The 13,300-nt window shown below is 49.4% G+C and carries 9 protein-coding genes; 4 read left to right on the forward strand and 5 right to left on the reverse strand.

Translation table 11 applies throughout. The features are described 5' to 3' along the window. The first annotated feature begins 217 nt into the window (after positions 1 to 217). The 4 genes from METBU_RS0115535 (at position 218) to metG (ending at position 7,122) form a co-directional block, all read left to right on the forward strand. Positions 218 to 940 carry an ABC transporter ATP-binding protein gene (locus tag METBU_RS0115535; RefSeq protein ID WP_017841504.1) on the forward strand — a complete coding sequence of 241 codons (723 nt, stop codon included), beginning with the start codon at positions 218 to 220 and terminating at the stop codon, positions 938 to 940. Then, positions 940 to 3,306 carry an ABC transporter permease gene (locus METBU_RS0115540; RefSeq protein ID WP_017841505.1) on the forward strand — a complete coding sequence of 789 codons (2,367 nt, stop codon included), beginning with the start codon at positions 940 to 942 and terminating at the stop codon, positions 3,304 to 3,306. Before METBU_RS0115535 ends, METBU_RS0115540 begins: the two co-directional genes overlap by 1 nt. A 40-nt stretch (positions 3,307 to 3,346) precedes the next feature. Next, the gene (locus METBU_RS0115545; RefSeq protein WP_017841506.1) at positions 3,347 to 4,510 is read left to right on the forward strand and encodes an efflux RND transporter periplasmic adaptor subunit; all 1,164 of its coding nucleotides are present in this window, start codon (positions 3,347 to 3,349) and stop codon (positions 4,508 to 4,510) included. Between the two features lie 593 nt (positions 4,511 to 5,103). Beyond that, entirely contained in the window at positions 5,104 to 7,122 is a 2,019-nt protein-coding gene (metG, locus tag METBU_RS0115550; RefSeq protein WP_026130260.1) for a methionine--tRNA ligase, read from the forward strand. 714 nt (positions 7,123 to 7,836) lie between these two features. Here the strand turns inward: metG and METBU_RS0115555 are convergent. The 5 genes from METBU_RS0115555 to hflK all read right to left on the reverse strand — a co-directional run bounded on the left by METBU_RS0115555 (position 7,837) and on the right by hflK (position 13,275). Continuing rightward, entirely contained in the window at positions 7,837 to 8,748 is a 912-nt protein-coding gene (locus METBU_RS0115555; protein ID WP_017841508.1) for a TIGR01777 family oxidoreductase, read from the reverse strand. A gap of 52 nt (positions 8,749 to 8,800) precedes the next feature. Beyond that, positions 8,801 to 9,241: a hypothetical protein gene (locus METBU_RS0115560; protein ID WP_017841509.1), complete on the reverse strand. Its 441-nt coding sequence runs from the start codon at positions 9,239 to 9,241 to the stop codon at positions 8,801 to 8,803. Positions 9,242 to 9,317: 76 nt separating this feature from the next. Beyond that, the gene (ftsH, locus tag METBU_RS0115565) at positions 9,318 to 11,216 is read right to left on the reverse strand and encodes an ATP-dependent zinc metalloprotease FtsH (RefSeq protein WP_017841510.1); all 1,899 of its coding nucleotides are present in this window, start codon (positions 11,214 to 11,216) and stop codon (positions 9,318 to 9,320) included. 35 nt (positions 11,217 to 11,251) lie between these two features. After that, positions 11,252 to 12,118, reverse strand: a complete 867-nt coding sequence (gene hflC, locus METBU_RS0115570; RefSeq protein WP_017841511.1) for a protease modulator HflC — start codon at positions 12,116 to 12,118, stop codon at positions 11,252 to 11,254. After that, positions 12,115 to 13,275: an FtsH protease activity modulator HflK gene (hflK, locus tag METBU_RS0115575; protein ID WP_017841512.1), complete on the reverse strand. Its 1,161-nt coding sequence runs from the start codon at positions 13,273 to 13,275 to the stop codon at positions 12,115 to 12,117. Before hflK ends, hflC begins: the two co-directional genes overlap by 4 nt. Positions 13,276 to 13,300: the final 25 nt, after the last annotated feature.

The following is a 13,300-nucleotide window of genomic DNA, read 5'->3' on the forward strand; positions in this document are numbered from 1 at the left end:
ATCGATCGGTAAAGATGTATACCTTTCGCACTTCAAATTTCGGCAGTGCCCGAGGAGGCGCCGGGGTGTCCGGTCGGTTTTCGCTCCTGCAAAATCGACATTCACGCCATCCATGGCGTTCACAAAGGCTTTGCCAGCATGGAACTGGCATAGAGCCTACATGGACGTATTCACGGCGTCCTTTGACGGACACCCCGGTGCCGAATTTTGATCTACGATGGGTATAGTCAAACAATCGTCAATTGTTTTTCAGGCTCGCGGACTCACCAAAATTTATCGCATGGGAGAAGTTGAAGTTGTCGCATTGCGCAATGTCGATCTTGATCTGTATAGAGGCCAATTTGCCGTATTACTCGGCGCCTCGGGCAGTGGCAAATCTACGCTCTTGAATATTCTAGGCGGTTTGGATACCGCGACTTCCGGCCATGTGCTATACAGTGATAAAGATCTTACCGTCGTCAATGAGAGAGAGTTGACCGCATTTCGTCGAGACCATGTCGGCTTTGTATTTCAGTTTTACAATTTAATCCCGAGCCTACCCGCGCGTGAAAACGTTGCCGCGGTCACCGAAATTGCTTCGCAACCGATGACACCGGAAGATGCGCTCGAGCTTGTCGGCATGGGTAAACGGTTGGATCATTTCCCGGCCCAACTTTCCGGCGGAGAACAACAGCGGGTTGCAATCGCTCGGGCCATTGCTAAAAATCCGTCTGTATTATTGTGCGACGAGCCGACCGGCGCGCTCGACTCATCGACCGGAATCGTCGTTTTGGAAGCGCTCGAGCGCGCAAATCGTGAACTCGGCACCACCACAGTGGTTATCACCCACAACATAGTCATTGCAGAAATGGCGCATCATGTGATTCGGTTAGCCGATGGTCAAATTATAGGATCCGACTTTAATCAAGCGCGAAAATCGCCGTCGGAACTGAGCTGGTAATGCGGGCGCTCAACCGCAAATTACTACGCGATCTCTGGCTAATGCGCGGTATGACCTTGGCGATATCTCTGGTCATCATCGGAGGTATTTCGACTTTTATAATGTCGCGGGTTACCTACGAATCGCTAAAATTAACTCAAACGAGTTACTACATTAATCAGCGTTTCGCCGAAGTATTCGTAAGTTTGGTACGGGCTCCCGAAGCAGCGGCGGAGCGTTTTGCGGAATTGCCGGGCATCAACCAAGTCGAAACTCGCGTCGTGGCGGCTATCAATATCCAGGTAGAAGGTTTCGACGATCCCATTACCGGCCGCATCGTTTCATTACCCGATTTTGGTGCGCCTCGGCTCAATGTGCCATATGTGCGGCGCGGACGATTGCCGGTGGCGGGTGCCGGAAACGAAGTGGCGATTAGCGAAGCCTTTGCCGATGCGCATCGTTTAAAGCCGGGTGATCGTATCGCGGTAATTATCCGAGGACATCGCAAACGTCTTAATATTGTCGGCATTGTTTTAACGCCTGAGTATATGTATGCGATTCCACCGGGAGGACTATTTCCGGATTATCAACGTTACGGCATTTTATGGATGAACCGTAAGGCGCTTGCTACAGCCTACAATATGGATGGCGCTTTCAACAATGTAGTTTTTTCGCTTCAGTCGGGTGCATTCGAGCGCGATGTTATTGATGGAATCGATCTTATTCTTGCTCGTTATGGCGGGTTAGGCGCTTACAGTCGTAAAGATCAGTTCAGCCATCGATTCATTACCGATGAATTGCATGCCCTTGAAATCATGGCAACCATTTTTCCAGTGATTTTTTTGAGCGTGGCGACGTTTCTATTGAATATCGTCATCAGTCGATTGGTGTCCACAGAGCGTGAACAAATTGCGACACTGAAGGCATTCGGTTATGCAACGTCGCAAATTGCCATGCACTATGTCAAATTGATTATAAGCATAACATCTTTTGGGATAGTGTTAGGAGTCGCACTCGGGCTTTGGTTTGCAGACGCCTTATGCAGCATGTATCAACAGCTTTATAGTTTTCCCTATCTTCATTTCATATTGAATCCTGCCGTCATGTCGCAAGCCGTGCTCGTCACTCTATTTGCAGCGCTGGCAGGTACGGCCTTTGCCGTTCGGCGAGCCGCTCAACTTCCACCCGCAGAAGGTATGCGACCGGAACCGCCTCTAAACTATCGAGCTACGCTTATCGAGCGTATCGGTTTACAAAAGCATCTTGACGAACCGTCGCGTATGATAATTCGCCACATCGCGCGGCAGCCCGTCAAGGCAGGATTAACGATATTGGGTATCGCAGCCGCATGCGGTATTTTGATGATGACTAATTTTCAACGGGATGCAATCAATTGGATTATCGAAGTGCAGTATGGCTTGAGTAGCCGTGAAGATTTAACCGTCATGTTCAATGATCCGACACCGTACCGTGCGCTCTATTCGTTAGGAGCATTAGAGGGAGTAAATAATATTGAAGGTTTCCGCTCCGTTTCCGCTCGTTTGGTACATGGTCATCGCAGCTACCGTTTTAAAGTCGACGGCATAGAACCCGGCGGGAAACTCCATAGGATATTGAACCCATCGCTTGAGGCTATCGATATTCCCCAGGAAGGAATTATATTGTCCGACTACCTGGCAACGGAGATTCTCCAAATCGCACCCGGTCAATTACTGACGATTGAAGTTCTCGAGGGCAATAGGTCTGTATTTAAGGTCCCTGTCGTAGGTACTTCGCGGCAATATCTTGGTGTCAACGCATATATGAATCGCTCGACACTCAACCGTTTGATGCATGAAGGCCCCGCGATTTCCGGTGTGCAATTGTCTGTGGATCCCGAATATCAAATCAACCTCTATCACCAACTCCGAGACATGCCGCGCGTTGCTGGAACCATCGTTCGCGATACGGCAATCGAACAGTTCAATGAAATGATGGAAAAAACGATTCTATGGTTTTCCTTTATCACTGCCCTGCTGGGCGCCTTTGTCGCTTTTGGCGTCGTGTATAATTCGGCCCGTATCGCATTTTCGGAACGAAGTCGGGAGCTAGCCTCGTTACGAGTATTGGGTTTTACCCGCGCCGAAGTCGGTTACATCTTGCTGGGTGAAATAGGCTTGCTGACCCTAGCGGCCATTCCTCCCGGTTTTCTGGTTGGAATCGGTCTGTCGAGTTACATTGCAAAGTCATTTTCATCGGATCTTTACCGCATTCCGATGATCGTAGTTCCGTCGACTTATGCTTTAGCGGCTTCCATCGTTTTGATTTCTTTTGCAGTGACTGCTGCGTTGATTTGGCGGCAGTTGAGTCGTCTCGATCTTATCGAAGTATTAAAAACACGGGAGTAAACTAATGCCGTCAGGACGTTTTGTAGGGATATCGGCACTAATGGCGCTTGTTATACTGGCGATTGCATGGGGTTTCTGGCCTAGACCGGTATTGGTCGAAACGAGCATCGTTGCGCGCAGGCCGTTGCGGATTACTATAGAAGAAGAAGGCAAAACACGAGTTAAAGACCGTTACATGCTTTATGCGCCAGTGGCGGGTTACCTTAGACGCATCGATCTGGAAGTTGGCGATGTTGTCGAGCTAGGTCAACCGCTGGCCTTGATTGATCCCTTGCCGCCGACAGTATTGGACCCCCGCAGCCGAGCGGAAGCGGAAGCACGAGTTGCCGCGGCACGCTCAGCCTTAGCGCGTGTCAAGGCTTCAGCCAGACAAGCCCGTGCCGAGGCCGAACATGCCTCGGTAGAATTTCGCCGCCGCGAAGAATTGATGACGCGTAGTTTAATATCGCGTTCGGAATTCGACCAAGCACGCAGTCGTATGTTGGCTTTGAAAGCCGCAGCGCAAGCGGCTAATTCGGCAATCGAGGTGGCCCGTTTCGACTTAGAGGCTGCGCAAGCGGCGCTTCGTTATTCGGCTGTAGCGGATACTTCAAAGCCGGTTGAAACCGTACAAGTGCGCTCGCCTATCGGTGGACGCGTTTTAAACATCGAACAGAAAAGCGCTGGCGTAGTGCCTGCCGGACACTTGTTGTTGGAAGTCGGCGATACGCATAATCTGGAAATCGAAGTTGAGGTGTTATCTCATGATGCGATACGCATCGAACCCGGTGGGCGTGTATTATTGGAGCGTTGGGGAGGCAATGACATACTCGAAGGCATCGTGCGGATCATTAAGCCGACGGGCTTTACTAAAGTCAGTGCGCTAGGAGTCGAAGAGCAGCGTGTAGTGGTCGTCGCGGACATTCGTTCTGCCGCTGAAATCTGGCGGCGCTTAGGCGACGGTTACCGAGTGGAAGCAAAATTCATCGTTTGGGAACAACCAGAAGCACTGACCGTTGCCAGTAATGCATTATTCCGTCACAACGACGGCAGGGCCGTATTTGTTGTTGAAAATGGGCGTGCTCGATTGCGATCGGTACGGACAGGCCAGAGTAATGGCTTATTAACCGAAATTTTAGAAGGGCTCGTACTCGGCGAGAAGGTAATCGACCATCCCGATGATGCGATAGACGAAGGCACGCGCGTTGCGTCATTTGGTTCTTAAGGCAGCGTGTTTCAAAATAACGTTCATGAAGGTCTAGCCATCGCCCCGGCAAATGAAAGTTCTCTGGTGGGGAGGGTACGGTCACTCGCCCGACAGGACGCCGTAAATACGTCCCTGTAGGCTCGACGGCGGCTGTCCTTGCCGCCGACGCCTGCCGATCGAGCAACCGCACCCTCTTCGGAACCATAGGTATCTACACAAGTTTTCAGCTTTATAGAACAATTAGTTAAGTTAATTTTTCTGTTATCTAGGATAAAAAAGTAGACTAAAAACTTCAATTTTTAGTCCCTATCTTCATAAAAAACCAGAAGAAACTTTATAACAGCATGATATTAAAAGATAAAGATGTGTAGATACTTATGCTTCGGAACCGACATTGTTTTTCATATTTCTTATTCCTACGCTCTGCTTCACCAGAGGAATTGCGAACTTTCACAGTAAAAGCCTGCCCTTCTCCGTTTTTCATCCATCCAGGATCTTGAAAGTCAATACATGGGTAAGAATCGGTTATCGTTGTTTAGCGAGTCCCAATAAAATGTGGTTTTATGCCATAATAGCGCGTTTGTTTCCATCATATTTTCGCCGGTTAAGCCATGTCAGACAGAAAAATTCTTGTTACCAGTGCCCTGCCTTATGCCAATGGTCCGATTCATTTAGGACACATGGTCGAATATATTCAAACCGATATTTGGGTACGGTTTCAGAAACAACGGCATCAGCAATGCTATTTCGTTTGTGCCGACGATACGCACGGTACGCCGATCATGCTTAGGGCCGACAGCGAAGGCATTACGCCTGAACAATTAATCGCCCGCTCCGCCGAAGAGCATTTGGCCGACTTTACCGAGTTCGGCGTCGAGTTCGACAATTTTCATAGTACGCACTCTGAAGAAAACAAGTCGCTCGCCGAGTTGATCTATAGACGTTTGCGCGAGGGTGGGCATATCTCATCGCGTAACATCACGCAGGCATTCGATCCGGTCAAAAACATGTTTTTACCAGACCGATTCATTAAGGGCGATTGTCCGAAATGCGGCGCAAAGGACCAGTACGGTGACAGCTGTGAGGCGTGCGGCGCGACCTATTCGCCGACCGAATTGAAAAATGCCGTGTCGGTCGTTTCCGGCGAAAAACCGATTGAAAAAGAATCGCTGCATTATTTCTTCAAATTACCGGATTTCGAGAACATGTTGCGGGAATGGATAGCCGAAGGCCATTTGCAGCCTGAAGTTAGCAACAAAATGAACGAATGGCTCGAAAACGGTCTGCAGGAATGGGATATCTCGCGTGACGCGCCGTATTTCGGCTTCGAAATCCCGGACGCGCCGGGCAAATATTTTTATGTCTGGCTCGATGCGCCGATTGGATACATGGCTAGTTTCAAAAATCTGTGCGGGCGCGAGGAAGACTTGAATTTCGACGATTTCTGGGCCGAGGAAAGCGATGCCGAACTTTATCATTTCATCGGCAAGGACATCATCTATTTTCATGCACTGTTCTGGCCGGCAATGTTGAAGGGGTCAGGCTTTAGGATGCCGAGCGCAATCTTCGCGCATGGCTTTTTGACCGTGAACGGCGAGAAGATGTCCAAATCGCGCGGCACTTTCATTAAAGCGCGCACCTATCTCGACCACCTGAACCCGGAATATCTGCGTTATTATTTTGCCGCGAAACTCGGTTCCGGCGTCGACGATATCGATTTAAACTTCGACGATTTTACCCAGCGCGTCAATTCCGACCTAGTCGGTAAAGTCGTCAATATCGCCAGCCGTTGCGCCGGTTTTATTCATAAACGTTTCGACGGTATGCTCTCGAAACATTGTTCGGAGCCGGACCTGTTCGATTATTTCATCGAGGCTAATGAAGGCATTGCACGTTGTTATGAAACGCGCGAATTCGGTAAGGCAATGCGTGAAATCATGGCGCTCGCAGATCGCGCCAATCAGTATATCGACGAGAAAAAACCCTGGCTGATCGCGAAGGAGGAAGGTCGCGACGTGGAGCTGCATGAGGTCTGCTCGATGGGCATCAACTTGTTTAGATTACTGATCGTCTATTTAAAACCGGTCGTGCCGGCGATGGCGCATCAAGCCGAGATTTTTTTGAACCTGGAACCGGAGGCCTGGCCGGATAAAGCCGAGCCGTTGCTCGATCATCAGATTGACGTGTTTCGGCCGTTGATGACTCGGGTCGATCCGGACAAGATCGCTGCGGTGGTCGAAGCCTCAAAGGAAAACCTGCAAAAAACCGAGGAGCCGAAACCGAAGCGCTTCGAGCCGATCGCCGAGGCTATCGAGTTCGATGATTTCGCAAAACTGGATCTTCGCATCGCGCGCATCGTTAAAGCCGAACATGTCGAAGGCGCGGACAAGTTGTTGCAACTGACCGTCGATATCGGCGATGAAACACGCAATATCTTTGCCGGTATTAAATCGGCCTACGCGCCGGAAGATTTGGTCGGCAAATTGACACTGGTCGTCGCCAATTTAAAACCGAGGAAAATGCGTTTCGGCCTATCCGAAGGCATGGTGCTTGCGGCCGGGCCCGGTGGTAAAGACATTTGGTTGCTGAGTCCGGATCAAGGAGCCCTGCCCGGCATGCGCGTCAAGTGACAGAGTTCAAAGAATGCGGGCAAGCCCACCATTTCTGATAGCGAACAATCACTTGGCTTGAAAGCCCGGTATAGTCAGGCAAAAAAATTGCCCGACACACAGCAGTGGATGGATATACCCGTCGCAGATCAAATTTCGGCGCCTGGGTGTCCGCTAAAGGACGCCGTGAATACGTCCATGTAGTCTCTATGCCAGCTCCATGCTGGCAAAGCCTTTATCGGGGACCCCGACGCCGAAATTTGACTAGTAAAGGGTATAATTGTGCAAAAAGTAGCGACCGAGCGCTAAATTGTTGTGTTGTCCGGAAAGGCTATTGGTGTTTGAGCGTTACTGGCTTCGATAGTCGCGACGAAGGCGTCGCTCCCACAGAGAGCGGCGGACGCTCTGTGGGAGCGATCCCCTGATCGCGATCTCGAGGCCGAAAGTGTTAAGTCGCAATAAATGGTATCGAGGTCTCATTGGTTAAGGTTGCAAAAGGGTAATTTTTGACTTATGTATAACGATGAGCGCTGGAGCTTGGGAAAGAGCGTGGTGCGGGTTGGCCGTTATTAGCTTGATGCCCATGGGTTGTAACCCCGTCCTGCTTAGTAGTGATTTGCGTAGGAATAATGAGCCATTTAAATAACTTCTTATACCTTTCGCACTTCAAATTTCAGCCGAATTTTCATCTACGATTAGTAATTCTTAGACGGCTTCTCGATAAAAAGGGAGTCATCAATCACTGTGTGATGACAAGGCCTCGGTTAGCGCCGATTGCAAGTCGTTATATTCAAAACTGAAGCCAAGTTCATTAATGAGTCTTAATGGCATAACGCGTTGGCTGCCAAGTACTAGTTCCGACATTTCACCGAGCAGTAGCTTCAAAGCCCAAGCGGGAATCGGCAGTAAGGCAGGACGTTTCAAACAGGCGGCTAACGTTTCGGTGAACTCGCGATTGGTGACGGGGTTTGGTGCGGTAGCATTGTAAGGGCCGCGCATTGAGTCGTCGTTCAACATGGCGCAGGCGACGTTGATCCAATCTTGCCTATGTATCCAAGACATCCATTGGGTGCCGGCGCCGATTCGACCGCCCAGGCCAAGCTTGAAGGGTAAGAGCATACGTTGTAGCAGTCCCCCTTCGTGACCTATAACCAAACCGGTTCGTATTAAACAAACTCGGATATCGAGTTGTTCGGCTTGCAGCGCGCTGTTTTCCCAGGCCAAACATAATCGATGTGAAAAATCGTCTTTGGCGGGCGTCTCTTCATCGAGAACCGTGTCGCCTTGATTGCCGTAATAGCCAATCGCCGAACCGCTTATCAAGACTTCCGGTTTTACGGCCAATCCTTCCAGCGTTTCAAACAAACGATCCGTCAACAAGACGCGGCTATCCCAGATAATACGTTTTTGCGCTTCGGTCCATCGTTTATCGAATATGGGCGCGCCGGCCAGATTAATGACCGCGTCGAATCGTTGGTCCGGTGTGATGTCGTCGAGGCTGCCCAGGCTTTTTGTGTCGGGTCCGCAAATTGACTGAACACGTTCGGGATTCCGGCTAAGTACCGTCAGCTGGTGACCTTGACCGCTTAACTGTCTGGTCAAAAGGGTGCCGATAAAACCGGTGCCGCCTGTTAGTAATATGTTCATGACTCGGGCTCCGTAGTGAGAGTGGCAACAACAGATTTAGCGGGTTTGCTTATCAGGATTCCTCGACATGTTGACCGTCGTGTTCCTGTTTTACGGGTAGGAATGATAGTAAACCATAAGCAATGTGTGAAAGACCGGCATAGAGAAAAAACAGTCGATAAGTATGATCGATCGGAATTTGATTGACGCGACCATAAAATTCGAGAGCTCCACTTAACAAAATCAAAAAAAGACCGGCGGCTGTCAATTCTTTATAGCTTTGCTTCATGAAACAATAGGCGAACATCGATAATTCCGCTAGTACAATATAAATCATCATGATTTTGATGTTGTTGCTCAAAGGACCGTAAAGATCGCTATTGAGCTCGAAAAACGTTTGGTCATTCGTAAAGGATAGGGTTGCTGCTGCGACACTGACGGCCAGCGAGACATAATAATTAGCTTCCAAGGCATATTTGAAGCTAGTTAAGCCTTTTATTGCAAAACTATTCATGAAATTATCCTGAAAAAGAAGTCCTCCTGAAAGAACCGAAACAGGAGGACTTTATAGAGGAGGACGTTGACAGCGGCTAGGTTGCCAGACCGCTTTGACCGATGTTACCGCCGCTCGTTGTGTCAGGTGTTACGACGACGGGGGGCTGTTCGTCCTTATCATCATCTTCCGGTACCGGCGGGGCAATTTTTTTGCCTTTCATCAGTTCATCGATTTGAAACTTATCGATGGTTTCCCACTGCATTAATGCTTCCGCCATGTTATGTAAGATTTCCATGCGCTCGGTAAGAATCTGTTTGGCGCGCTCATAGTTTTTGTCGACCAGCGAGCGAATCTCATCGTCGATCAATCGAGCCATTTGCTCGGACATCGCTTTATTTTGCGGTCCGAAATAGCCTTGATTCTGATCCGGGCCGTAATCCATAGGGCCGAGGCGATCGGAGAGTCCCCATTTAGTCACCATGTTGCGGGCCAATTGTGTGGCGCGCTCGATGTCATTGGAAGCGCCGGTTGTCACTTTGTTTTTGCCGTATATGATTTCCTCGGCAACCCGACCGCCGAATAAGCTGGCGATTTGGCTTTCCAGTTTATCCCGGCTGGCGCTGTAGGAATCCCGTTCCGGTAGGAACATCGTGATGCCTAATGCACCACCACGGGGCATGATACTGACTTTGTAGACCGGATCGTGTTCCGGTACGATGCGACCGACGATGGCATGACCGGCTTCATGATAGGCGGTCATCAACTTATCTTCTTCGCGCATCATCATGCTTCTTCTTTCGGCGCCCATAAGCATTTTGTCGCGGGCTTTATCGAGATCTTCCATGTTCACTTCGCGTTTGTTTTTACGCGCCGCGAATAAAGCCGCTTCGTTGATCAGATTCGCGAGTTCCGCACCGGAAAAGCCGGGCGTGCCTCGGGCCAGATCGTTGATGTTGACATCGGCGGCTTGCGGTACTTTTTTGATATGGACGCTGAGTATTTGTTCGCGACCTTTGATATCGGGTAAGCCGACAGTGACTTGACGGTCGAATCGGCCCGGTCTCAGCAAGGCTTTATCGAGCACATCAGCACGGTTGGTCGCAGCGATGACGATGATGCCTTCGTTGCCGTTGAAGCCGTCCATTTCGACAAGCAATTGGTTTAGGGTTTGTTCGCGCTCGTCATTACCGCCGCCCATTCCGTTGCCGCGATGACGGCCGACCGCATCGATTTCGTCGATGAAGATGATGCACGGCGCGCGTTTCTTGGCTTGTTCGAACATATCGCGAACGCGAGAAGCACCGACGCCGACGAACATTTCGACGAAATCCGAACCGGATATCGAGAAGAACGGTACACCCGCTTCGCCTGCAATGGCCCGAGCCAGCAGCGTTTTACCGGTTCCCGGAGGACCGACCATCAATACGCCCCGCGGTATCTGGCCGCCGAGGAATTCGTATTTGGCGGGGTCTCTCAGAAAATCGACCATTTCGACGACGTCTTCCTTGGCTTCTTCGACGCCGGCGACATCGGTGAATTTAACCTTGATTTGGTTTTCCTCGAGCAATTTGGCCTTGCTTTTACCGAAATTCATCTGGCCGCCCATGCCGCCGCCTTGCTGTTTGCGGAAGAAATAAACCCAGACTGCGATCAGCAGTAACATCGGTGCCCATGAGATAAAGATCTGCATCAGCATCGATTGTTTCGGCGGCGAAGCAACTTTGATTTTGACGCCGTATTCCAATAATTCGTCGATCATTTTGGCATCATTTGGGTTATAGGTCATGAACCTTTCCCCATTACGACGACGACCATTGATTTCCTCGCCGTTGATCGTGACTTCAGCAACCACGCCGGCGCGTATGTCTTCAATAAAGTCAGAGTATGACAAGGCATAGTTACTGTCGTTTTGCGGGCCCATTCGGCTAAATGCCGTGAATAGCGTAAGCCCCACCGCTATCCAGATGACGATTTTAAGTGCATTTGATTTCATTTAAATTTTCTCCTCTTTAGAGATGTATGAGGATATCATTCTTCTTTCGAAAAATACCTGAAGAAATCCGATTTCGGTTCCAGTAACAGAGTATCCTGGGTATTTTCGAACGATTTTTGATAGGCGTTCAAGCTTCGGTGGAATGCATAAAACTCTTCATTTTTGCCATGGCTGACCGCATAGATCTCGGCCGACTTGGCATCGCCGCGTCCTCGTATTTGTTCGGCTTCTCGATACGCATTAGCCAAAATAATATCGCGCTCCTTATCGGCCTGCGCGCTAATTTGTTCTGCAAGTTCCGCGCCTTGTGAGCGGAATTCCCGGGCAACTCTTTCACGCTCGGCTTCCATTCTCCGGAATACCGAGCTGCTGACTTCGTCCGGCAGATCGATGCGCTTGATGCGGATATCGACTAATTCGATGCCGTATTGTTCAGCGACCGGGCTTAATTTTTCCATCAACACCTTGCGTAAATTGCCTCTATCCTCGGAAACCAAGTCTTTGATCGTTCTTAAGCCGAATTCGCCGCGCATCGCATCTTTCATAATTTGATCGAGTCGAAGGTTGGCTTGATAAGAATCGCCGCTGACTGTTGTATAAAACAGGCCGACATCGCCAATTTTCCATTTGGCAAAAGAATCGACAATCACATTTTTCTTTTCCGAAGTCAGGAAACGTTCCGATTTGGCATTAAGGGTTTGGATTCGCGCATCGAACGCGCTGGTATTATTGATCAAGGGCATTTTGAAATGAAGGCCCGGCCGATAATCGGATTCGACAATTTCGCCCAAGCGAAATTTGATCGCTTTTTCACTTTCGCCAACATAAAACACCGACATATAACCAAGAATAAGCACCGATAAACCGATGGGAACTAATAATTGTTTAGGTAACGAATTCATAGTCTGCTCCTGCTGGAACGGATTGTTGAAGCATGCACGGGTTTTCGGGCATCGGTTTGTGCGGCCTTTTCGATTTGCGCAATCGAATTTAGGTTAGGAGTACCGACATTTTGATCGCCATTTTTGTGCATCGAATCGATCGGCATGTAGAACATATTATTCCCGTTTTCAACCGCTACAATCACTTTATTGGTATTGCTGTATAACTTTTCTTTAGCTTCAAGATACAAACGTTTGCGGGTTATTCTGGGCGCTTTCTCGTATTCGACCAGTAATTGATCGAAGCGTTGCGTCTCGCCGGTTGCTCTAGCGACCACTTGAGCTTCATAGGCTTCAGCCTCCTGAATCAATCTTGCCGCTGCACCTCGAGCTTTAGGAATCACTTCGTTGGCATAAGCTTCGGCTTCGTTAATTAGCCTTTGTTTATCCTCTCGTGCCCGGATTGCATCCTCGAAGGCATTTTGAACTTCCTCGGGAGGCTGGGCATCCTGTAAGTTGACGCTGGCGATGCGAAGACCGGTTTGATATTGATCCATCGCTTCCTGCACCTGATCTTTGATTGCCGTGGCAATTTGACTGCGGCCTTCGGTTAGGATGAAGTCCATATTATTCTTGCCGATTACGCCCCGCTCGATACTTTCGGTCACTTGCTTAAGCGTGGCTTCGGCATTTTTGACGTTGAATAAATAATCCCTGGCATCTTTGATTTGATATTGAATGGCTAACCTAACGCTGATAATGTTTTCATCCCTGGTTAGCATCAGCGATTCGGGTAAGTCCGATCCGCTTCCGAGTTGACGGCCTCCGGTTTTATAGCCGATTTCAATGAAGCGTTGTTGTTCGACGTTGACGATAGACACATCTTCTATTGGAAAGGGCAAATGCCAATGCGGGCCAGGCATCGTAGTGGCTTGATAGGCGCCGAATCGGGTTTCCACGCCTCGATTGCCTTGGTCTACGATGTAAACGCCACTGCCAGCCCAGGCAATTAACAGCGCGGCGCTAGAGTAAGCAAAGATCGGTTTGGAGTGGCGGTTAAGAAAATTTTTGGGCTTTTTATTGATGCCGCGCCATATATTTTCGAATTGAGCTTCCCAATCGGATTTGGGATTTTCACCTAATTCCTTCGGGTCATTATTTTTATTGTTCCAGGTCATAGCGGACTCCTGATACTCGTGCGTT

It is taken from the genome of Methylotuvimicrobium buryatense 5G (assembly GCF_000341735.1).
Classification (GTDB): Bacteria; Pseudomonadota; Gammaproteobacteria; order Methylococcales; family Methylomonadaceae; genus Methylotuvimicrobium; species Methylotuvimicrobium buryatense.

Excerpts from the sequence above, each read along its gene's own strand:
- METBU_RS0115535 (WP_017841504.1), top strand. The coding sequence starts at position 218 with ATGGGTATAGTCAAACAATCGTCAATTGTTTTTCAGGCTCGCGGACTC.
- METBU_RS0115540 (WP_017841505.1), top strand. The coding sequence starts at position 940 with ATGCGGGCGCTCAACCGCAAATTACTACGCGATCTCTGGCTAATGCGC.
- METBU_RS0115545 (WP_017841506.1), top strand. The coding sequence starts at position 3,347 with ATGGCGCTTGTTATACTGGCGATTGCATGGGGTTTCTGGCCTAGACCG.
- metG (WP_026130260.1), top strand. The coding sequence starts at position 5,104 with ATGTCAGACAGAAAAATTCTTGTTACCAGTGCCCTGCCTTATGCCAAT.
- METBU_RS0115555 (WP_017841508.1), bottom strand. The coding sequence starts at position 8,748 with ATGAACATATTACTAACAGGCGGCACCGGTTTTATCGGCACCCTTTTG.
- METBU_RS0115560 (WP_017841509.1), bottom strand. The coding sequence starts at position 9,241 with ATGAATAGTTTTGCAATAAAAGGCTTAACTAGCTTCAAATATGCCTTG.
- ftsH (WP_017841510.1), bottom strand. The coding sequence starts at position 11,216 with ATGAAATCAAATGCACTTAAAATCGTCATCTGGATAGCGGTGGGGCTT.
- hflC (WP_017841511.1), bottom strand. The coding sequence starts at position 12,118 with ATGAATTCGTTACCTAAACAATTATTAGTTCCCATCGGTTTATCGGTG.
- hflK (WP_017841512.1), bottom strand. The coding sequence starts at position 13,275 with ATGACCTGGAACAATAAAAATAATGACCCGAAGGAATTAGGTGAAAAT.